Source organism: Protofrankia sp. CiP1_Cm_nod4, from assembly GCF_982290645.1.
Window position 1 is genome coordinate 81,165 of the sequence record NZ_CEVIVC010000002.1, and the last position, 20,883, is coordinate 102,047.

The following is a 20,883-nucleotide window of genomic DNA, read 5'->3' on the forward strand; positions in this document are numbered from 1 at the left end:
AGCACATCCTCGCGCCACCCCTGGCCGAAAAAGGAGAGAAGGACAAGCATGGCCCGCTACACCGGCGCGGACTGCAAGCGCTGCCGCCGTGAGAAGACGAAACTGTTCCTCAAGGGCAGCAAGTGCGAATCGCCCAAGTGCCCGATCGAGATCCGCCCCTACCCCCCGGGTGAGCACGGCCGCGGCCGTACCAAGGACTCCGAGTACCTGCTGCAGAAGCGTGAGAAGCAGAAGTGCGCGCGCATCTACGGCGTCCTGGAGAAGCAGTTCCGCGGCTACTACGACGAGGCCAACCGGCGCACCGGCAAGACCGGTGACGAGCTGCTGAAGATCCTCGAGTCGCGGCTGGACAACGTCGTGTACCGCGCCGGCTTCGCTCCCTCCCGGGACGCCGCGCGCCAGGCCGTCCGCCACGGCCATGTCGTGGTCAACGGTGGCAAGGTCGACATCCCCAGCTACCGGGTCAGCGAGAACGACATCGTCGAGATCGCGCCCAAGGCGCGCGAGCTGACCCCGTTCATCATCGCCCGGGAGACCGCGGGCCAGCGCACCCCGCCGCCCTGGCTGGAGGTCATTCCCAGCCAGCTGCGGGTGCTGGTGCACTCGCTGCCGGCCCGGCAGGTGATCGACACCCAGGTGCAGGAGCAGCTCATCGTCGAGCTCTACTCCAAGTAGGCCATACCGGGGCAGGCCATGCCTCGGGCAGGCCGCACCGCACCGGGCCCACCGCCGGGCCCGGTGCGGACATCCCGTTCCGGATGGTCCACACTGGAACGGGTACGACGTGGACGGGACGGACAGAGGTCCCGCCCACGGGCTCCGACTGGAGCCGTAGTCACGGCGTCATATAGCGGTCGTCGTGTTCGGAAGGACGTACACCATGCTTATCGCCCAGCGTCCGACGCTGATCGAGGAGCCGATCTCGGAGTTCCGCTCGCGGTTCGTCATCGAGCCGCTGGAGCCGGGTTTCGGCTACACCCTCGGCAACTCGCTGCGCCGGACCCTGCTGTCCTCCATCCCCGGCGCGGCGGTGACCAGCATCCGTATCGACGGGGTGCTGCACGAGTTCTCCACCGTTCCCGGCGTGAAGGAGGACGTCACCGACCTGATCCTGAACCTGAAGGAGCTGGTCGTCAGCTCGGAGAACGACGAGCCGACCGTGATGTACCTGCGCAAGCAGGGCCCGGGAGCGGTGACCGCGGCGGACATCGCCCCGCCGGCCGGCGTCGAGGTCCACAGCCTCGACCTGCTGCTGGCCACCCTCAACGACAAGGGCAAGCTCGAGATCGAGCTGACCGTCGAGCGCGGTCGCGGCTACGTCAGCGCCGCCCAGAACAAGCAGCCGGGGCAGGAGATTGGCCGGATCCCGGTGGACTCCATCTACTCCCCGGTGCTCAAGGTCACCTACAAGGTCGAGGCGACCCGTGTCGAGCAGCGCACCGACTTCGACCGGCTCATCGTGGACGTCGAGACGAAGCAGTCGATCTCGCCGCGGGACGCGATGGCCAGCGCCGGCAAGACGCTCGTCGGCCTCTTCGGCCTCGCGCAGGAGCTGAACGCCGAGGCGGAGGGCGTCGACATCGGCCCGTCCGCCGCGGACGCCGCGCTCGCCGCGGACCTGGCGCTGCCGATCGAGGAGATGGACCTCACCGTCCGCTCCTACAACTGCCTCAAGCGCGAGGGCATCCACACCATCGGTGAGCTGGTGTCCCGCAGCGAGGCGGATCTGCTCGACATCCGCAACTTCGGGCAGAAGTCGATCGACGAGGTCAAGACGAAGCTCGCCGCGATGGCTCTCCAGCTCAAGGACTCCCCGCCCGGGTTCGACCCGCGGCACGCGGTGGACACCTACGGCACCGACACCTACTCGTCGGCGCCGTTCAGCGACTCTGCCGACGACGGCTCGGAGTTCGTCGAAACCGAGCAGTACTGACCGAGCGGTACCAGCCGGAGCGGTACCAGCCGGAGCGGTACTGATGAACAGGCACCAGGGAACAGCGGCACCCAGCAGGCAGCACCGAAGAAGCAGCGGCGCTCGGGCTGAAGGCGGCGCGGTATCATTGCCGCGCCGCCCGATGCTCCGCGTCTACTGATCTTGGTTTTTGCGTGATCGTCGACGGCGGTTGCGTGGCCCCCAGGCGGTGGCCCGCCCACGAGCTCGGGGTCTTCCTAGGGATTCCGGCGAAGCCATCCGGCGGGATAGAAGGATCGAGGAGCACCTGTCATGCCCACGCCTACCAAGGGCCCCCGGCTCGGTGGCAGCCCCGCGCACGAGCGGCTGTTGCTGGCCAACCTCGCCACCGCGTTGTTCGAGCACGGCGGCATCACCACGACCGAGACCAAGGCGAAGCGGCTGCGTCCGTACGCCGAGCGGCTGGTCACCTTCGCCAAGCGCGGCGATCTGCACGCCCGTCGGCGGGTGCTCAGGTTCGTCCGCGACAAGTCGGTGGTGCACGTCCTGTTCACCGAGATCGGCCCACGCTACGCGGACCGCAACGGTGGCTACACCCGCATCGTCAAGCTCGGGCCCCGCAGGGGAGACAACGCCCCGTTGGCCCGCATCGAGCTGGTCGAGGCGCTGACGTTCGCCCAGCAGGCGGTCCGGGAGGCCGAGCAGGCCCGGGGCACCCGCTTCGCCCCCCGTCGCCGCCCCACCGGCGCGACGGCCGAGGCCGCGGCCGACCTGGCGAAGGAGTCGCCCACCGCGGCAGCGGTTGCCGCCGAAGCCGAGGCGGCCGCCGAGGCCGACGCTCCCGTTGTCGAGGCCGTCGCCACGCCCGCTGACACCGATGCCGGCACCGAGTCGGCACCGGCGCTGCCGGTGGAGGAGCCGGTGGAGGAGAACGCCGACGACACGCCGAAGAGCCCCAGGGCCGACTGAGCTTTCAGGGGTCGACCGGGCCGGCTTTCCGGGACCGACCGGGCTGGCTGAGCCTGGCCGACAGGCCGGAACCAGCTGAAGCCGGACGAGCATCGGGGGTCCGTCCCCGGGCCGCTCGTCCGGCTTGGTCGTTGTCAGCTACTGGCCTGCTGGCATCGGTCAGACAGCATGGGCCCCGTCCGCGGTCAGAGCCCGTGCGCAGCCCCGCTCCAGGGGGAGCCTGATCCGGCCGACAGGCCGGTAGGCCTACCGGCGACAGGCCAACAGGCTGACAGGGTCTTCCCGCGATCTTCCCGACGGTTCGTACGCTCCTCCCGTCGGCTCGTACGTCCCAACGTCCGCCGCGTTGCGCCGGGTGGCCCATGGTTGCGCAATGGTTGTCCTGGGATTGCTTCGGGGAGGGGCTCCGGCCGCCTCGACGGGACCCGCATCGCACCGGTCCACCATCTGGCGGAGGATGGTGGACCTCATGTTTCGCGTGCCGCCGTGATTCCGGTGATATCCGATGTGCTTACACCATCTTCTTTGTGTCCTGCGGGACGATATGACCCGAAGTATGATCGACAACTGTGTGACCCGAATCGTCAGGAAGCGGTGAGCGCTGTCGACGGCCTGCTCCGGCTCCGTCTCGGCCTCGCCTATGACGGCACCCCGTTCGCGGGGTGGGCACGTCAGCCCGGGCAGCGCACCGTGCAGGGTGACGTCGAGGACGCGCTGATGCGGGTGGCGCGGCTGCCGGCGGTCCGGCTCACCGTGGCCGGGCGTACCGATGCCGGCGTCCACGCCCGCGGCCAGGTGGCCCACGTGGACATCCCCGACGACGTCCCGCTCGGTGGGCTTGCGCGCAGGCTCAACGGCGTGCTCGACCGTGCTGTGCGGATCACGGCCCTGGCACCGGCACCGCCGGGTTTCGACGCCCGCTTCTCCGCGCTGTCCCGCCGCTACGTCTACCGGATCGCTGACGCACCGTACGGGGTCGATCCGCTGCGCCGGCACGACACGCTGGCCTGGCCGCGTCCCCTGGATGCCGAGCGGATGGCCGACGCGGCCCTGGCCCTGGTGGGGGAGCGCGACTTCGCCGCCTTCTGCCGGCGCAGGGAGGGCGCGACCACGGTGCGCACACTGCTGCGCCTGGACGTGGCACGGGTGCCCGACGGCCATGACGGTGTGGTCGTCGCGGACGTGGAGGCGGACGCCTTCTGCCACTCCATGGTGCGGGCCCTGGCCGGTGCGCTGCTGGCGGTGGGGGAGGGGCGGCGCCCCCGCCACTGGCCGGCGGACGTCCTCGCTCGCGGTGCCCGTGACCCGGCGGTGACGGTGGCCCCGCCCCACGGCCTGACCCTCGTCGAGGTCCGCTACCCGCCCGACGCAGAGCTGGCGGCCCGGGCGGCGGTGACCCGGGCGGTGCGGGTGCCGACGAGCTCGTCCGGATGACCCTGGCCCGCACAGGCCTGCCCGCGCGGCCGTCCATACAGCCTGTCCGCACGGCGCTGCCTGTCCGCACGGCGCTGCCTGTCCGTGCGGCGCTGCCTGTCCGCACGGCCGTCCCTCCCGGCCGGCGGCGCCTGGCGGGGTAGCGGCCCGGGGCGGGAAGGCGGGGTCAGCGTGGCCCGTGGCCGACGAGGACCCGCTGCGAGATCGGCTGGCTGGCCAACAGGGCGAGGTCGCGGCGCGCCGTGGTCAGCGCCGGGTCGGTGGGGGCGCCCTCGGCCCCGTCCGTGTAGGCCAGCTGGATCACGATCAGGTAGTGCCCGCTCACGGGGGCGGTCCGCCAGGAGTTGTCAGCGGTCGGGTTCGTCACCGCCGCGCCGGGAAGCGACTCGGCCGGCACCGGCAGGGCTGGTACGCCGCCCCGGCCCTCGGTGACGGCCTTGGCCGCGCTCGCGGCTGTGCTCGCCTCGTCCAGGACGAGTACCGAAGTGGCCGCGAGCACCCGGCGTCCGGAGGTGTCCGGCTCGGACAGGTAGACCGCCCGGACGAGCTGCCGGCACCGGTCACCCGGGAGCGTGTTGACGAGTTCGCCGGTCAGGCCCGGGCAGCCCGTGTCCAGCTTCTGCGCCAGCCGGGTGTAGGTGTGCAGGTTGAGGGTGGCCCGGGGAGCGCCGAAGAACTCGGCGGCCGTGACCGGGTCGGAGTCCGTCCGGGCGCTGTTGACGAAGGTGGGGCTGGCCGCCGACACGGTGGCGGGCGTGGCTGACGGGCCCTTGGCGTCGTCCTGGTCACGGCCTGCCAGGACGGCGATGGCCGCGACGGCCACGAGCACGACGACACCGATGATCACAGCCGGTCTGGTGAGGCGGCCCGCGGACAGGAGCCGTCCGCTGGGAGCGGTGCCGCCGGAGGGGCCGCGGCCGGTGCCGTCGACGCCGGGCGCGGCTGCCCGCGGGACAGACGGGACGGTCTGGTTGCGCTGGCGGTGTGCGTCCCCGCCGACGGAGGGCATGCCCGCGGGGCTCTCGGGCGACGCCTGGGCCACTGGCGCCGTCGAGGTTTCCGGCGAGGGCACCGGGTTCCCCGGCGACGCCGGGGCTTTCAAGGAGTTCGGGACCGTCGGTAGCGCCGCGATCTTCGAGGGGGGCGAGGGCGCTGAGGACCCTGACGATGCCGAGGCCGTCGCCGAGGTCTTCGGTGCCGTCGGGGTTTCCGGTGCCGCCGAGGCCTGCGGTGCCGCCGAGATTTCGGACGGTTTCGGCTCCCCGGCCGGCGGTTGGGCCGTGGCGGGTGCCGGCTTGCCGGAGGCGCCGTTCTTTCTGCCGACCGGCACCGTATCCCTGCTTGGCGTCACCCCGCCGTCGTCTGGCGTCTCCGGCGCCTCGCTGGTGCTCGGTGTCTCCAGCGTTGTGCCGGTGCTCGGCGTCTCCGGCGGGGTGCCGGCCGGCGGCTCCGGTGAGCCGCCGGGGATGGTCGGCGGTGCGCTGTCCGCCGGCTGGCTGTCCGCTGGCTGTTCGTCCGCGGGCTGGTTCTCCCGTGGCACGGAGCCGGTCTCGCGGGCCGTGGGCGGGGTGGCGGCTGGCACGAGCGCGCTGTCCAGCGGCTGGACCGTGGCCGCCCGGTCGAAGATCCCGGCGTCGGACGTCCACACGGGTCTGCGGATGGAGGCCGGCAGCGTGTTCAGGGGGCCGAACAGCGGGTCGTCTGCTGCCGGGACCCACGGATCCGCGGGATCCGCGGGATCCGCTGTCTCGGCGGGATCCTCGGCTGCATCCACAGCCTCTACGGCGTCCCCCGAGGCGCCTGGCGGCTGCTCTGGCTTCTCGTCCATCCCCCGTAGACTACGATGTCCGACAGATCTTTGTAGTGTTGGATGATCATTACATGAATGATCAGTGTATGGATGATCAGTGCATGGATCGGTGCATGGGGGTCCCCGGCCGGTCGTGCCGATCGCCTGGTAGCCTCAAGGACTGCCGCTCCTGTCAGGTGGCGAGGCCTGTGTTGGCCGCGCGTCCTGGCGCAGCCGGCGGCTTCTGAGCCACTCATCTGAGCGGTTCGCAGGCACGATACGCATCCGCTGACAAGAAAAGGCAGACCTGTGCGCACGTACCAGCCCAAGCCCACAGACGTCCAGCGTGCCTGGCATGTCATCGATGCCACGGACGTGGTGCTCGGCAGGCTGGCCAGCCAGGCCGCCCAGCTGTTGCGTGGCAAGCACAAGCCGACGTTCGCTCCGCACATCGACACCGGCGACTTCGTCATCATCGTGAACGCCGGCAAGGTGGCCCTCAGCGGCAACAAGCGCGAGCAGGCCAAATACCACCGCCACTCCGGCTATCCCGGCGGTCTGCGCAGCGTCTCCTACGGGTCGCTGCTGGACACCCGGCCGCAGCTCATCATCGAGAAAGCCATCAAGGGCATGCTGCCGAAGAGCAAGCTGGGCCGGGCGCAGGGCACCAAGCTGAAGGTCTACGCCGGGCCGACGCATCCGCACCAGGCCCAGCAGCCCCAGCCGTTTGCAATCACCCAGGTCGCGCAGTAAGCCGCGGACCATCTGACCAGGAAGGACAGACGACGTGGCTGTCGTGACCGACGCCCAGGGCAATCCCCGCGCCACCGGCCGGCGCAAGGAGGCTGTTGTCCGGGTACGCCTGCTGCCGGGCAGCGGCAAGTGGATTCTCAACGGGCGCTCCCTGGAGGACTACTTCCCCAACAAGGTGCACCAGCAGCTGGTCAACGAGCCGCTCAAGGCGGTGGACCGGGCCGAGTCCTACGACGTGGTCGCCCGGCTGCACGGCGGTGGGGTCTCCGGCCAGGCCGGCGCACTGCGGCTCGCGCTCGCCCGGGCGCTGATCACCGCTGAGGAGGAATCCCGCCCGGTGCTGAAGAAGGCCGGTTTCCTGACCAGGGATGCCCGGGTCAAGGAACGGAAGAAGTACGGCCTGAAGAAGGCCCGGAAGGCACCTCAGTACAGCAAGCGCTGACGTTCCGGGACGGACCGCCACCCGCCTTCGTCCTGTTCGTTCGGAATATTGTTTGCGCGCTCCGTAGCCCGCGTGGCATCCGCCCGGGCTGCGGAGTGCGCGGCTATGCTTCTCATCACGTGGTCGCGTACTCCGGAGCGTCTCTCCAGGATGGCGAACGCGTGATCGAGTCTTTTCGCGCGCATCCGGGAGTCCCAGGGCATCCGCCAGGCGAAGGAGCGTGTACGAAGAGCGCGTTCGTGCTTTTCCTCGCGTGCCCACGGGCCGTCACGATGCCGGTGGCCCGCAAGAGCGCGCGGCCATGGTCTTTCTCACGCCCTCGGCAGGTCCCGGGGAATCCGGCGGGACCGCGGTCCGCGGGCGGCGTCCGACACGGGATGAACTGACGGCGGTGACCACTATGGTGAGGCTTTTCGGTACCGACGGCGTTCGCGGAGTCGCCAACGTCGATCTTACGGCCGAACTGGCGCTGGGGCTGTCGGCAGCGGCCGTGAGGGTGCTCACCGAGCACCGTCCAGCCGGCTCCGGGCGCCCGGCCGTGGTGGTCGGGCGGGACACCCGTCCCTCGGGGGAGTTCCTGGAGGCGGCGGTCGTCGCGGGGCTCGCGTCGGCCGGTGCGGACGTGCTGCGCATCGGGGTGGTCCCCACGCCCACGGTGGCGCACGCGGTCGCCAGCTCGGGGGCGGACCTCGGCGTGATGCTCTCGGCGAGCCACAACCCGATGCCGGACAACGGCATCAAACTGTTCGCCGCGGGCGGGCAGAAGCTGCCGGACGAGATCGAGGACGAGATCGCCGAACGCCTCGCCGCGCCGGTGCCCAACCGTCCCACCGGTGCGGCCATCGGCCGGATCCGTGACGATCAGGACCTTGTCGAACGGTACGCGCGGTTCCTGCTGGCGGCCGTTCCCGTCGCGCTGACCGGCCTGCGGGTCGTGGTCGACTGCGCGCAGGGGGCCGCGTACACGCTGGCGCCGCGCGTGCTGCGGGACGCCGGGGCCGACGTGATCGCCCTGCACGCGGACGGTGACGGCACCCGGATCAACGACGGCTGCGGCGCCACCCATCTGCAGGCGCTCCAGGCGGCGGTGCTCGAGCACGGCGCCGACGTCGGTATCGCGCACGACGGCGACGCCGACCGCTGCCTGGCCGTGGACGCCAACGGCGAGATGGTCGACGGCGACCAGATCCTCGCCCTGTCCGCGCTGGGGCTGCGCGAGCACGGCAAGCTCACCGACGACACGGTCGTGGTGACGGTGATGTCGAACCTGGGCTTCCACCACGCGATGCGGGACGCCGGGATCCACGTGGTCGCGACCCCGGTCGGCGACCGCTACGTCCTGGAGGCCATGCGTGAACGGGGGCTCGCCCTAGGTGGGGAACAGAGCGGGCACGTCGTCTTCCTCCAGCACGCGACGACCGGGGACGGGCTGCTGACCGCCCTGCAGGTGCTCGGCCGGATGGCCGAGACACAACGTCCGCTCGCGGAGCTCGCCAAGGTCATGACAAGGCTGCCGCAGGTGCTCGTCAACGTCCCGGGTGTGGACCGGTCGAAGGTGTCCACGTCACCGGAGCTCGCCGCCGCGGTCGCCGCGGCCGAGGCCGAACTCGGGGACGACGGCCGGGTCCTGCTGCGCCCGTCCGGCACGGAGCCGCTGGTCCGGGTCATGGTGGAGGCGCCGACCGGGGAGCAGGCCCGGAGGGTCGCCACCCGCCTGGCGGCGGTCGTCCGCGGCGCCCTGGGCTGAGACACCCCGCGAGGCGCCTGCCGGGATGCCCGGCGTGGTGCCCGCGGGCCCTGCCTGCGTCCGAAGCGTTATTACCGGCAGCGAACACCGCTATCACCACCAGTAGACGCAAAGGCGTGTAATGAGTCCTCCCCGGTGGGCGCGGGCCGCTGATTGCGTACGCTGACCGCATGTGTGGGATCATCGGGTACATCGGGGGACAGCCCGCGCTCGAGGTGGCTCTGGCCGGGCTTCGCCGGCTGGAATACCGGGGCTACGACTCGGCGGGCGTGGCCGTGGTCGTCGACGGCGGGCTGCGTACTCTGCGCAGAGCGGGCAAACTGGCCAACCTGGAAAAGGCGCTCGCCGAATCGGAGACCAGTCCACAGGGAACCGTCGGTATCGGCCATACCCGCTGGGCGACGCACGGCGGGCCGACGGACGGCAACGCGCATCCGCACACCGACTGCACCGGTGCCATCGCCGTGATCCACAATGGGATCATCGAGAATTTCGCGAGCCTGCGGGCCGGCCTGGAGCGCGACGGACACGAGCTCGTCAGCGAGACCGACACCGAGGTCGTCGCGCACCTGCTGGAGGACGAGCTCGCCACGGTGAACGCCTCGGACGGGCCCGCGGCAGCGGCCGGGGGGGCTGGGGCCGCCGGGCCCGGCGAGGAGGCCGCAGCGGCCGGGGCGAGCCGGCTGACCGAGGCATTCCGCCGGGTGTGCCGCCGCCTGGAAGGCGCCTTCACGCTGGTCGTGGTGCACCGGGACCATCCCGACGTGGTGGTCGGGGCGCGGCGTAACAGCCCGCTCGTAGTCGGTGTCGGTGCCGGCGAGGCCTTCCTGGCCAGTGACGTCGCGGCTTTCATCGCGCACACCCGCAGCGCCGTGGAGATCGGCCAGGACCAGATCGTCGAGGCCCGCCGCGACGGCGTGACCATCACCGACTTCGCCGGCAACCAGGTCGAGGGACGCCCGTACCACGTCGGCTGGGACGCCAGCGCCGCGGAGAAGGGCGGCCACCCCTACTTCATGCTCAAGGAGATCAGCGAGCAGCCGGCCGCCCTCGCCGACACCCTGCGCGGCCGTCTGTCCGGCGACGCCGAGATCGTCCTCGACGAGGAGCGCCTGTCCGCCCAGGACTTCCGTGATGTGAACAAGGTGTTCATCGTCGCCTGTGGCACGGCCTACCACGCCGGGCTCATCGCCAAGTACGCCATCGAGCACTGGACGCGGCTGCCCTGCGAGGTGGAGATGGCCTCGGAGTTCCGTTACCGCGACCCGGTCCTGGACCGTTCCACGCTGGTCATCGCCATCAGCCAGAGCGGTGAGACGCTGGACACCCTGATGGCGGTCAAGCACGCGCGGGAGCAGAAGGCCCGGGTGCTGGCGATCTGCAACACGAACGGGTCGACGATCCCGCGGGAGTCCGACGCCGTCCTGTACACCCGCTGCGGCCCCGAGGTCGGGGTGGCCTCGACGAAGACCTTCCTCGGCCAGGTGGCCGCGTGCCTGCTGGTCGGGCTGTACCTGGCGCAGGTCCGGGGGGTGCTCTACGGCGACGAGGTCGCCCGGTACGTCGAGAAGCTGCAGGCCATGCCGGCCCTGGTGGGCGAGACCCTGGCCACGATCGAACCGATGCGGGCGCTCGCGCGCACCCTCGCCGACGCCAGGGCCGTGCTCTTCCTCGGCCGGCATGTCGGCTACCCGGTCGCTCTCGAGGGCGCTCTCAAGCTCAAGGAGCTCGCCTACATGCACGCGGAGGGCTTCCCCGCCGGGGAGCTCAAGCACGGCCCGATCGCGCTCGTCGAGCAGGGGCTGCCGGTTGTCATCGTGGCGCCGTCCCCGCGGGGGCGTTCGCACCTGCACAGCAAGATTGTTTCCAACATCCAGGAGGTCCGGGCCCGCGGTGCCCGGACCATCGTCATCGCCGAGGAGGGTGACACCGTCGTGGAGCCCTATGCCGAGCACCTGATCCGGGTGCCGGCGACGCCGACCCTGTTCGCCCCGCTGGTGACGACGCTGCCGTTGCAGGTCTTCGCCTGCGAGCTGGCCCTTGCCCGCGGCCTCGACGTCGACCAGCCGCGCAACCTCGCCAAGTCCGTCACCGTCGAATAGCCGCCGTATCCGGAGCCTCTCGAAGCCCATGCCGGCCGGGCCACGAGAGGCTCCGGGTGGTGAGGCTCCGGATGGTGGGAGATGCGGCGCCGGGGCGGCGGATATGCTGGCCCGGCGCATCCAGGTGCTCGAGGGCATATCTTCGCCGGGCCTCGCCGCTGATCCGTTCCGCTGGCCTGCTGAGGTCCTGTTGAGGATTCATCAAGGGATCGCCGAGAGCCGCACGACAAGTTGTCGGATATTTGGTTTTCAGAGTGAGTTCGGCGACAAATCGCGTCGATTGATGTTCTTCTGTTGACCTGAAACAGTGTCGGCTAAGAAACTTTCTCCAGGCTCACGGACGGACTGGCCGGCTCCCCGGGCATGAGGAGCGCCGCCCGAGGGCCGTAAGGGGAACAGAACCAGATGCGCCGGCTCCCGCGAGCGGCCCGGGCGGCCCAGCTCCCGCGGATTCCCGGGGCGGCCGGGCCGGTTCCCGGGCTCGCCCTGCCGGTGGAGCGGATCCGGCGGGCTCAGCGGGCGCGGGAAGGACGTGATCGCGCCGCCGCTTGCTTCGCTGGCTGTGGTCAGCCGCGGGCGTCCGGCCCATGGCAGGCCAACGGCCGCTGCCGCCGTCCGTGCCGCGGGCGTGTCCGCGGGTGGCCCGGCCAGCCGATGATCATCAGGGTCATACGGCTGGATCGTCCGGCCGTTCGCGCACGCCCCACCCTGGCGGTCCAGGTCCCGTGTCCGGCGGGACTGCCGACCGTCGCCGCGGGCGCCGTGACCCCGCGTCCGCGGCGACAGGCTGCCACCGAAGGCGATGGGCTGCCGGGAGAAAGCATCCCTTCTGGTCATCTGTCCGGTCGTCTGCTGGGCCTGCCGGGTAGGAGGTCGCTGTCGGCGGATGTCGATGAACCCGCCACAGCCCGTGGCCGGTGGGCCTGGTTCGGGCCGGGCCGGCCCTCGGGCTCATCCGGTCGGGTGCGGACGCCGCCAGCGCGCCGCGGCCTCGCGTAGGTCCATGGCCAGAATGTCGTTGACGGCGGCGAGGTCGACCACCAGGTCGACCAGTGCCGGCCCGTCCAGGCTCTCGAGGAAGTCACGCAGGTCGATGGGCTGGCCGTCGGCGTCGTAGAAGCCGTCGTCGGTGTGGTCGACGTCGTCGCTGTCCTCGTTGGGGTCGATGGCACCCGTGGCCACCAGCGCCAGCGCGACGGCGTGCGCGCAGAACTGTTCGACGGCGCCGGTCGGACAGGTGCAGGTCGAGCCCGGTGTTCCGTCGATCACCGAGAGCTGGGTGTGGGTGAGCTGGTCGCCGTCCACGGTGCCGGACGCGCTGCTCGGGCGGATTCTCAGGTCGCCGACCCGTCCCTGCAGCGCGAGAGCGACGCCACGGGTGAACTCGCCCAGGCCCGCGAGGCGTGCGCACTCGTCCTCGTCGAAGACTGCGTGCAACGGTGTGATGGCGATGTCGTCATGTCCGTTTGGCCCCGACTGGTTGACGATCATCGGGTAATTCTACGAGACATACCGTCTACGGGTGCGGGGCCCTGGCGGTCTGCCACAGCTCACGGCCATGGTGCGCGTCCTGGCCCGCGCCCGCGGCCGCGGCTGACGGCCGACGTGGTCTCGCGACGGCCGTGCGCCCGCGCCACGGCCGCGGCCGGTGACCGGCCGTGGCACGAACCGCCGTCGTGATCGTGCGTGGGAGGCTCGGGCGCGCGGCTGTGGCGCCCGCCGTCGCGGAAGGCCGGCCGCGGGCGCCGTGACGTGGCCACCGGCCGTCTGCCGAAGGCATCGCCTCCATGGGTACCAGCAGGTATCGACGGGATGGGCGGGACGGCCCGCTGGGGAAGACGGGAGCATGGCGGCATGAGGTCTGCGCACACGGTCGCTCAGGTCCGTCAGGCCGAGGCGCGGCTGCTCGCCAGCCTGCCTCCGGGCCTGCTGATGCAGCGGGCCGTGCACGGGCTGCTGTCCCACGCGGCCCGCCGGCTCGGGCGGGTGTACGGCGCCCGGGTCGTCGTGCTGGCCGGTGGCGGCGACAACGGCGGCGACGCGCTGTGGACGGGCGCGCGGCTGGCCGCCCGGGGCGCCCGGGTGGACGCGCTCGCCCCGGGCCGGACACATTCCGCCGGGACGGCGGCGCTGCTCGCCGCGGGCGGCCGCCTGCACACGCTGCCCGGGCCAGAAGCGGCTGACGAGCAGCCACCAGGACCTGGGACGCCGGCCGGTGACGACACGGCCGCGCGGCTGCTCGCAGCGGCCGACCTCGTCCTCGACGGCCTGCTCGGCATCGGTGGCAGAGGCGGCCTGCGGCCCGGGCACGCCCGGCTGGCGGTACGCGCCCCCCGGGAACGGACCGTCGCCGTGGACGTCCCGAGCGGGGTGGACAGCGACACCGGGGCGGTGGTCGGCCCGGCGGTCCGCGCGAGCAGCACGGTGACCTTCGGCACCTACAAGCCTGGCCTGCTGGTCGGGGCCGGGGCGGAGCACGCGGGCGAGGTGGAGCTGGTCGACATCGGCCTCACTCTCCCGGCCGCGGACCTTGTCGCGCTGGACGACGCCGACGCGGACCGCCTCCGGCCCGTCCCCGTGCCGACGGACTCCAAGTACACCCGCGGGGTGCTCGGCCTGGTCGCGGGCAGCGACAGCTACCCGGGCGCGGCCGTGCTCGCCACCGGCGGGGCGCTGCGCGCGGCCGCGGGCTACCTGCGGGTGGTGAGCACCAGGGTGGCCGCCGACCACGTGCGCCGGGCGCATCCCGAAGCGGTGGTCACCGAGATCGGCCCCGGTGACGCCGACGCCGTCCTCGCGGCCGGACGGGTACAGGCATGGGCCGTCGGCCCGGGGCTGCCCGCGGACGGACACACCGCCCGGATAGTGGCCGCCCTGCTGGCCACCGACGTTCCCGTGCTGCTCGACGCCGGCGCTCTGGGCGTGTTGGCCCAGGATGCCCGCAGCGCCCGCGCGCTGCGGAAGCGCGCCGCGCCGGCCCTGCTCACACCGCACGAAGGCGAGTTCGTCCGGCTCGCGGCGGCACTCGGCTGGGACGCGGAGACGACCGTGGGCGAACTGGCCGCGGACCGGCTCGCGGTGGTGCGCCGCTGCGCCGCCGAACTCGGCGTGACCGTCCTGCTGAAGGGCAGCCGCACCCTGGTCGTCGACCGGGACGGGCGGGCGCGGGTGAACACCACGGGCACGCCATGGCTTGCCACGGCCGGCAGCGGGGACGTCCTGACCGGCCTGTGCGGCTCGTTGCTCGCCGGCGGCAGCGACGCGCTGGACGCTGGCAGCGTGGGCGCCCACCTGCACGGCCGAGCGGCCGCGCGCGCGGGCCATCCGCTGGCGGCGTCCGACCTGCCCGCGCTGCTGCGGCAGCGCCGGACGCGGTGACGGCCGGCCGTCGGCGTCGACGGCCGTGGCTTCTCCTGCCCGCCGTCCTGTCCGTCGCATGATCCCTCCTGTTGGTGATCAGTGAATTCCGGTTGCCGCGACTTCGTGGCCCGGTTCCTGTGGCGTATCGGACCGGCAGCCGGAGCGCCGGAGGGCAGCCGGTGGCCGGCGGGGATCCCGGGTGTGGAAAAGCGCTCGTGCTGTCCGTTGCCGCCTGGGCGAGCCGCCCAGGGCGTGCCTCGACGGTGCGCTCCGCGTCCCTGGCGCGCCAGCCTCGCGGCGTATCTGTGGATAACCAGCAGCGAGCCGGCAGTTGTCCACAGCCCCGGCCGGTGGCCTCGGCACGGTGCCGTCGGCTGTGCTGTCATCGACATCCCGGCGCTGGCATTCCGGCCACCCGGCCGGGGCTACCGACGACGAGCCCGGTGGCCGGCACCGGGCCCAGCCGCCGGGCCCGAGCGTCGCAACACGCCACGGCCCACCGGCCGCGACGAGGTGAGGTGAGATGATCTCAGGGTCTCCTGCCGGAGCACCGGCGACTCGGAAGATCTTGTTACCGTCGAGGTGCGGCGCGCCGCGACATCCCGACACGGGTCGGCACAACTGGCCGGACAGGTCAGGAAGGCTCCGGATGACAACGCAGAGTGAAGGCTTGCGCGCCTGTGCCATCGTGGACCTGGACGCGGTCCGTGAGTCGGTGGCAGCCCTGGTCGCCCGCGCCGGGAACGCCGCGACCATGGCGGTGGTGAAGAGCGACGGCTACGGGCACGGGATGTCCGCGTGCGCGCGTGCCGCCGTGGAGGCGGGCGCGAGCTGGCTCGGGGTCGCCGTCATCGAAGAAGGGCTCGCGCTGCGCGCCGCCGGCTGCAGCGTCCCGGTCTTCGCCTGGCTCACCGCCCCGGGGGAACCGCTCGCTGACGCGCTCGCCGCCGACATCGACCTCTCCGCGTCGGCTCCCTGGATGCTGGCGGAGATCGCCGAGGCTGCCCGGCACACCGGCCGGCGAGCCCGCGTCCACCTCAAGGCCGACACCGGCCTGGGCCGGAGCGGCGCCACCGAGGCGGACTGGCCGTCCCTGTGCGACGCGGCGGCGGCGCTGGTCGCCGAGGACCTGATCGAGGTGACCGGCGTGTGGAGCCATCTGGCCTTCGCCGACTCGCCCGGCCATCCGACCGTCCGCGGCCAGATCGGGCGTTTCACCGACGCGGTCACCATCGCCGAGAAGGCCGGTCTGCGTCCGCAGGTGCGTCATCTGGCCAATTCGGCGGCGACCCTGGTCAGCCCGGACGCCCATTTCGACATGGTGCGTCCGGGGATATCCGTGTACGGGCTGTCACCGGGGCCGCAGGTCGGTCCGCCCGCGGCCCTGGGCCTGCGGCCGGCCATGACGTTGACCGCCCGGCTCGCGCTGGCCAAACGGGTGCCGGCGGGCAGCGGCGTGTCCTATGCCCACCGGTACACCACCGCCACGGCGTCGACCCTTGGGCTGGTGCCGCTCGGGTACGCCGACGGCGTCCCGCGGGCGGCCGGCAACACCGCCGAGGTGCTGCTCGCGGGCCGGCGCCGGCGGATAGCCGGAACCGTCTGCATGGACCAGTTCGTGGTCGACGTCGGCGATGATCCGGTCCAGGCCGGCGACCAGGTGATCCTGTTCGGGCCCGGGGAGCACGGCGAGCCCACCGCGCAGGACTGGGCGGACGCTCTCGACACGATCAGCTACGAGATCGTCACCAGGATTGGCGCCCGGGTGCCCCGCATTCACCTGAACGCCTCCGGCGGGCCGCGGGACACCGGTCGGTGGGGCGCGGGCATGCCGGACACCGGCCGGCCCGCTCCCGGGGTGACCGGCAGCCCGCCGCCCGCTGTCAGTCAGTCTGACGCCGGTTCGTCCAGCGCTGGTTCGTTCGGCGCCGGTTCGTCCGGTCCGGGTCTTCCCGGCGCCGGCCCGTCAGCGTCAGGACGGCTTCCGTCATGAGCACGTCCCAGGCAACAGAGGATGTAGGAGCGGACGGTGCGGGCGGCGCCGCGCGGGCCATGATGGCCGGCCGGTTCCTCGGCATCGGCGGCGGTGTCGTCCGGGCGAGCCGTGCCGTCACCCGGACGCGGGCAGTGCGTGCGGCGGGGGTCACGGGCCTGGTCACGGCGGCCGTCATAGGTACGGCGGCGGAACGGCGGCTGGCACGCATCCGTGCCGAGCGGGCCGGCGCGGCCGAGAAGGACCCGGTCGACCCGGTCGACCCGGTCGGCGGGCGGCCGGCCACGGTGATCACCTCCGACGGGGTGCCGTTACATGTGGAGATCGTCGGTGACGCCGACGCGCCGCTCACCCTCGTGTTCGTCCACGGCTTCTGCGTCAGCCTCGACTGCTGGACGTTCCAGCGCCGGGACCTGGCCGGCTGCGGCCGGCTGGTGTTCTACGACCAGCGGGCGCATGGTGCCTCGGGCCCCTCGGATCTCGCGGGGTGCACGATCGAGCAGCTTGGTGACGATCTGTACCGGGTGCTCGGCGAGGTGGTGCCGACCGGCCCGGTGCTGCTCGTCGGGCACTCGATGGGCGGGATGACGATCCTCGCGTTGGCCGACGCCCATCCGGAGCTGTTCGAGGACCGGATCGTCGGGGTCGCGCTCGTGTCGACCAGCGCCGGCGGCCTGGCGACGGTCACCTTCGGTCTGCCCGCGACGGCCACGCTGGCACTGCGGGCCTGCCTGCCCGGCCTCGCGATCGGTATGCGCTACGCTCCGTCGCTGCTGGAACGGGGACGCCGCCATGGCGGTGACCTCGCCTGGGTCATCACCCGCCGGATCGGCTTCGGCTCGAACGAGGTGGAGCCGGCCGTGGTGTCGTTCCTGGAGAAGACGATAGCCGCCACGCCACTGCACGTGGTCGCGGCCTTCCTGCCCGCGCTGATCTCTTATGACAAGCTGCTTGCCGCGGCGGTGCTGGTGGCGACGCCGACACTGATCCTCGTCGGTGACGCCGACGTGATGACCCCGGTGGAGCACAGCCGCACGCTCGCCGCGGCGCTCCCCGAGGCGGATCTGGTGGTCGTACCCGGCGCCGGCCACAGCGTCCCGCTGGAGCGTCCGGACGAGGTCAACGCGGCATTACGTACCCTCGTCCAGCGGGCGAGGGCCCATCGGCCACCCCCGGACAACCCGGTCGTGCCCGCCCCTCGGGAGCACGGCATAGACGACATCCACGCATGAGCGCTCCGCGGCGGACGCCCGTGGGCACGACAGCGACGTCGTCCAGGCGGTCCTGACCAGCCCTGATGTTGATGTCTGTGTGTAATGGGAACGAACGAAACCGGCAGGACGCGGGCGGCGGGCGGCACCCACAGCATCCGTGGGGACGAAGTTGTGGCCCGCGGGCGTGCACGTGACGGCCTGCACGTGACGGCCTGCACGTGACGGCCTGCACGTGACGGCGTGCGTGCGACAGGTATGAACGTGATCTCGTGAGGTGGACGTTGTGAGTGGCCCGGATACACCACTGCCCCCTTGGCTGCGCACTGGTGAGTCCCTTCGCGCCAGCGTTGCGATCAGAGCCGAGGATGGCGGTCTGGTGGTCGAGGCCGCGGACGCCGACAGTACCCGCGAGGCGGGCAGGCAGCTGGCCGCCGTGCTGCGCGCGGGCGACCTCGTGATCCTGGCCGGGCCGCTCGGCGCCGGCAAGACCGTTTTTGTCCAGGGCGTTGCCGTGGGCCTGGGCGTTGCCGGGGCGGTCACCTCCCCGACCTTCGTGATCGCCCGGGTACACCCGGGCGGCCGGGTGCCCCTGGTGCATGTGGACGCCTACCGCCTGGGCGGGCTCGCCGAGGTCGAGGACATCGATCTCGACGCCGATGTCGAGCAGTCCGTGACCGTGGTCGAATGGGGCTCGGGCCTGGTGGAGGGGCTGGCCGGCACACATCTGCGGGTGGAGATCGCCCGTCCCGAGGACGCGGCGCCGGCGGCTCCCGCCACGGGCACCTATATCAGCACGGATATCGGCGCCAGCGTGGGTGTTCCCGCCGGCGCGGACGCCTCCGTCAGCGACGCCCCCACCGGTGCGGATGCCGGTGGCAGCGTGGATACCGCCGGCCGGGCGGAAGCCATCGGCGTCGCCGGTACGGGCGGGGTGCCCGATGCCGGGGGGCGGCGCGTGATCCGTCTGCTCGGCAGCGGCGGGGACTGGCCGCGGCGCCTGTCGTTGTTGGTGCCATTGCCATCATCAGCGCAGACAACCGTGAGCCCGCCGGCTCCACCAACTCCACCGGCTTCGTCAACTCCACCGGCTTCGCCGGCCCGGCCGCACCGGCCGGAGCCGGGCTGGCTGTGAGGGATCAAGGGGCGATCTTGCGGTTGGTGACCGGCTAGGCTGGCGGACGTGCTGCTCATCGCTCTTGACACGGCGACACCCGCCTGCTCCGTCGCGCTCGTCGACGTGGCTCACGGGTACTCGCCCGGCACGTCGGCCGCGGCGGCTGTGCCGGTCGTGCCGGCCGGAGTGGGGCAGCCCACAGGGGCGGCCGCGGCCAGCGGGCCCGCGGCGGGGGCGGCCGCGGGCGGGCAGGCCGTCGTCGTGACAGGCCGGGCGGCGCGCCGGGTCGTCGATCCGCGGCGGCATGCCGAACTGCTCGTACCGCTGGTCCGGGAGGTTCTCGACGAGGCGGCGGTACGTCCCGCCGATCTCGACGGTGTGGTGGTGGGCATCGGGCCCGGCCCGTTCACGAGCCTGCGGGTGGGGGTGGTGACCGCCGGCGCGTTCGCGGACGCTCTCGGCAGGCCCGCCTATGGCGTCTGTTCGCTCGACGGTGTCGGCGCCGCCCTCGCGGGCCGGGTGGCCGTGGCGACCGACGCGCGACGCCGTGAGGTCTACTGGGCGGTCTATGAGGACGGCGCCCGCGTCGCCGGGCCCTTCGTGGACCGGCCACAGGCCGTCGTCGACACGCTGCGCGAGATGTCCGTCAGCCGGCTGGTCGGCCCGGGAGCCGTGCTGTACCCGGATGTGTTCACCGGTCTCGCCGGCCCTCAGCCGCCGCCGGCTCCCGCAACGGCCCCGGCAGCGGGCACGCGGGCCGGTACGGACCTGGGTGCGCGGACGGCAGCCGGCCGCGTCCTGTCCGGCGAGACGTCATCGGTGGGCGTCCGCGTCGCCGCGGATCCGCCCCAGGGCTGCGGGCCGCCACGGACGGCCGATCCCGGCTATCCCTCACCGGTCGTTCTCGCCCGGCTGGCCGCCGCCGATGTCCTCGCCCGCCGGCCACCGGCACCGCTGGTCCCGCTGTACCTGCGCCGGCCGGACGCGGCCGAGCCGCACCCACCGAAAACGGTCGCCGTATGAGCGCCCGGGCGGGCCATCCGAGCGCCCGGGTGAGGAGCGGCCGTGCGCGCTGCCCGGACAGCATGAATGATCATCGGGCGGATGCGGCGGTCCTGACGCGCTGGCTGTCCGATCATCGGCCTGCCCTCGCCTGGGCCCCACCCGGAGAACGATCGTGAACTCCCCCGTACCGCCGGACGGCGCGGACAACGTCCAGCAGACCGGGAACGACGTTCCCGCCACCGATGGTCTCCGTCCGGACGCGAGAAGCCCGCAGGACGTTGCCGGCCCCCATGACGGAGTTGCCGGCCCCCATGACGGAGTTGGCGTTCCCGGGGATGTCTCCGTCCCGGGGGACGGAGACAGCGTTCCCGGGGACGGCGCCGCTCCCGCCGGGGGAGCGGGGACAGTGCCTTCCGCGGACGCAGTGCCCTCCGCGGGCACAGTGCCTCCTGGGGAGACGCTGCCTCCCGCGCGGGCCGCTTCCGCCGCGGACGCCGTCCGGCGCGGCCAGGCCGGCCATGTCGAGTTCGAGCCGCTGCGCTGGTGGCACCTTGGCGACGTCGTCGCTCTGGAGCGGGAGATCTTCGCCGAGGACGCGTGGACGCCCGAGCTGTTCTGGTCCGAGCTGGCCCAGGGCGCGGCGCGGCACTATCTGGCCGCCGTCCGCGACGACCGGGTCATCGGTTACGGAGGGCTCGCCATCCATGACGACGAGTCCTACATACAGACTCTCGGGGTCGCCGCGGACGCCCGTGGCGGTGGTGTCGCCACCCGGCTGCTGGTCGCGCTGCTGCGCCACGCCCGCGCCCGGGGCGCCCGCCGCTGCGAGCTGGAGGTACGCACCGACAATGCCGTGGCCCAGTCCCTGTACCGGCGGCTGGGGTTCGTCGAGCTCGGAGTGCGCCGGGGCTACTATCAGCCGTCCGGAGCCGACGCCTATGTGATGTCGGCCGACCGGATACACACCGGTGACTACGGCAGGATGCTGGACGCGGCCGAGCGGGCGGTGTCGAGGTGAGGGCGGCGCCGGAGGCGACAGCGGCGCCGGT

General features: G+C 72.4%; 16 protein-coding genes and 1 pseudogene. 15 read left to right on the forward strand and 2 right to left on the reverse strand.

From position 1 onward, the window contains the following. Nucleotides 1–48 precede the first annotated feature (48 nt). The 4 genes from rpsD (at nt 49) to truA (ending at nt 4,315) form a co-directional block, all read left to right on the forward strand. Nucleotides 49–675: a 30S ribosomal protein S4 gene (gene rpsD / locus AC5LSR_RS01310; RefSeq protein ID WP_047221581.1), complete on the forward strand. Its 627-nt coding sequence runs from the start codon at nt 49–51 to the stop codon at nt 673–675. A 205-nt stretch (nt 676–880) separates the two neighbouring features. Then, nucleotides 881–1,933, forward strand: a complete 1,053-nt coding sequence (locus AC5LSR_RS01315; protein ID WP_250282620.1) for a DNA-directed RNA polymerase subunit alpha — start codon at nt 881–883, stop codon at nt 1,931–1,933. Between the two features lie 291 nt (nt 1,934–2,224). Further along, a complete protein-coding gene (gene rplQ, locus AC5LSR_RS01320) occupies nt 2,225–2,881 on the forward strand; it encodes a 50S ribosomal protein L17 (protein WP_250282622.1) in 657 nt (218 codons plus the stop codon). A 594-nt stretch (nt 2,882–3,475) separates the two neighbouring features. Further along, nucleotides 3,476–4,315, forward strand: a complete 840-nt coding sequence (gene truA / locus AC5LSR_RS01325; RefSeq protein WP_250282624.1) for a tRNA pseudouridine(38-40) synthase TruA — start codon at nt 3,476–3,478, stop codon at nt 4,313–4,315. A 166-nt stretch (nt 4,316–4,481) separates the two neighbouring features. On the opposite strand, the gene AC5LSR_RS01330 is transcribed toward truA, so the two are convergent. Further along, complete coding sequence (locus tag AC5LSR_RS01330) at nt 4,482–5,324, reverse strand: hypothetical protein (protein ID WP_250282626.1); 843 nt, start codon at nt 5,322–5,324, stop codon at nt 4,482–4,484. On the opposite strand from AC5LSR_RS01330, the gene AC5LSR_RS01335 reads away from it, so the two are divergent. The 5 genes from AC5LSR_RS01335 (at nt 5,323) to glmS (ending at nt 11,148) form a co-directional block, all read left to right on the forward strand. Further along, nucleotides 5,323–6,189 (forward strand): hypothetical protein, encoded by an 867-nt coding sequence (locus AC5LSR_RS01335; protein ID WP_250282628.1) that lies wholly within the window; start codon nt 5,323–5,325, stop codon nt 6,187–6,189. The genes AC5LSR_RS01330 and AC5LSR_RS01335 overlap by 2 nt on opposite strands. Nucleotides 6,190–6,413: 224 nt before the next feature. Next, complete coding sequence (gene rplM, locus AC5LSR_RS01340) at nt 6,414–6,857, forward strand: 50S ribosomal protein L13 (protein ID WP_250282630.1); 444 nt, start codon at nt 6,414–6,416, stop codon at nt 6,855–6,857. Between the two features lie 34 nt (nt 6,858–6,891). Then, nucleotides 6,892–7,299 (forward strand): 30S ribosomal protein S9, encoded by a 408-nt coding sequence (gene rpsI / locus AC5LSR_RS01345; RefSeq protein WP_250282632.1) that lies wholly within the window; start codon nt 6,892–6,894, stop codon nt 7,297–7,299. A gap of 400 nt (nt 7,300–7,699) precedes the next feature. Beyond that, nucleotides 7,700–9,046 (forward strand): phosphoglucosamine mutase, encoded by a 1,347-nt coding sequence (gene glmM / locus AC5LSR_RS01350; RefSeq protein WP_250282645.1) that lies wholly within the window; start codon nt 7,700–7,702, stop codon nt 9,044–9,046. Between the two features lie 170 nt (nt 9,047–9,216). Continuing rightward, nucleotides 9,217–11,148 carry a glutamine--fructose-6-phosphate transaminase (isomerizing) gene (glmS, locus tag AC5LSR_RS01355; protein WP_250282634.1) on the forward strand — a complete coding sequence of 644 codons (1,932 nt, stop codon included), beginning with the start codon at nt 9,217–9,219 and terminating at the stop codon, nt 11,146–11,148. 951 nt (nt 11,149–12,099) lie between these two features. On the opposite strand, the gene AC5LSR_RS01360 is transcribed toward glmS, so the two are convergent. Continuing rightward, complete coding sequence (locus AC5LSR_RS01360) at nt 12,100–12,639, reverse strand: SWIM zinc finger family protein (RefSeq protein WP_250282636.1); 540 nt, start codon at nt 12,637–12,639, stop codon at nt 12,100–12,102. A 363-nt stretch (nt 12,640–13,002) separates the two neighbouring features. On the opposite strand from AC5LSR_RS01360, the gene AC5LSR_RS01365 reads away from it, so the two are divergent. From AC5LSR_RS01365 to rimI, 6 genes and pseudogenes are all read left to right on the forward strand, one after another. After that, the gene (locus tag AC5LSR_RS01365) at nt 13,003–14,526 is read left to right on the forward strand and encodes an NAD(P)H-hydrate dehydratase (protein ID WP_493468065.1); all 1,524 of its coding nucleotides are present in this window, start codon (nt 13,003–13,005) and stop codon (nt 14,524–14,526) included. 631 nt (nt 14,527–15,157) lie between these two features. Further along, nucleotides 15,158–16,291 (forward strand): annotated as a pseudogene (gene alr, locus AC5LSR_RS01370) (alanine racemase); the annotation flags it as partial. 206 nt (nt 16,292–16,497) lie between these two features. Continuing rightward, nucleotides 16,498–17,733 (forward strand): alpha/beta fold hydrolase, encoded by a 1,236-nt coding sequence (locus AC5LSR_RS01375; RefSeq protein ID WP_250282639.1) that lies wholly within the window; start codon nt 16,498–16,500, stop codon nt 17,731–17,733. 265 nt (nt 17,734–17,998) lie between these two features. Beyond that, nucleotides 17,999–18,847: a tRNA (adenosine(37)-N6)-threonylcarbamoyltransferase complex ATPase subunit type 1 TsaE gene (gene tsaE / locus AC5LSR_RS01380; RefSeq protein WP_493468066.1), complete on the forward strand. Its 849-nt coding sequence runs from the start codon at nt 17,999–18,001 to the stop codon at nt 18,845–18,847. 48 nt (nt 18,848–18,895) lie between these two features. After that, nucleotides 18,896–19,852, forward strand: a complete 957-nt coding sequence (gene tsaB / locus AC5LSR_RS01385; RefSeq protein WP_493468067.1) for a tRNA (adenosine(37)-N6)-threonylcarbamoyltransferase complex dimerization subunit type 1 TsaB — start codon at nt 18,896–18,898, stop codon at nt 19,850–19,852. 154 nt (nt 19,853–20,006) lie between these two features. Beyond that, on the forward strand, nt 20,007–20,852 hold the full coding sequence (rimI, locus tag AC5LSR_RS01390) for a ribosomal protein S18-alanine N-acetyltransferase (RefSeq protein WP_445548539.1): 846 nt from the start codon (nt 20,007–20,009) through the stop codon (nt 20,850–20,852). The last annotated feature ends 31 nt before the right edge of the window (nt 20,853–20,883 follow it).

What these genes read in the sequence shown, in the direction of transcription:
- rpsD (WP_047221581.1), top strand. Translation starts at nt 49, where the DNA reads ATGGCCCGCTACACCGGCGCGGACTGCAAGCGCTGCCGCCGTGAGAAG.
- AC5LSR_RS01315 (WP_250282620.1), top strand. Translation starts at nt 881, where the DNA reads ATGCTTATCGCCCAGCGTCCGACGCTGATCGAGGAGCCGATCTCGGAG.
- rplQ (WP_250282622.1), top strand. Translation starts at nt 2,225, where the DNA reads ATGCCCACGCCTACCAAGGGCCCCCGGCTCGGTGGCAGCCCCGCGCAC.
- AC5LSR_RS01335 (WP_250282628.1), top strand. Translation starts at nt 5,323, where the DNA reads ATGCCCGCGGGGCTCTCGGGCGACGCCTGGGCCACTGGCGCCGTCGAG.
- AC5LSR_RS01330 (WP_250282626.1), bottom strand. Translation starts at nt 5,324, where the DNA reads ATGCCCTCCGTCGGCGGGGACGCACACCGCCAGCGCAACCAGACCGTC.
- glmM (WP_250282645.1), top strand. Translation starts at nt 7,700, where the DNA reads ATGGTGAGGCTTTTCGGTACCGACGGCGTTCGCGGAGTCGCCAACGTC.
- glmS (WP_250282634.1), top strand. Translation starts at nt 9,217, where the DNA reads ATGTGTGGGATCATCGGGTACATCGGGGGACAGCCCGCGCTCGAGGTG.
- AC5LSR_RS01360 (WP_250282636.1), bottom strand. Translation starts at nt 12,639, where the DNA reads ATGATCGTCAACCAGTCGGGGCCAAACGGACATGACGACATCGCCATC.
- AC5LSR_RS01365 (WP_493468065.1), top strand. Translation starts at nt 13,003, where the DNA reads ATGAGGTCTGCGCACACGGTCGCTCAGGTCCGTCAGGCCGAGGCGCGG.
- AC5LSR_RS01375 (WP_250282639.1), top strand. Translation starts at nt 16,498, where the DNA reads ATGAGCACGTCCCAGGCAACAGAGGATGTAGGAGCGGACGGTGCGGGC.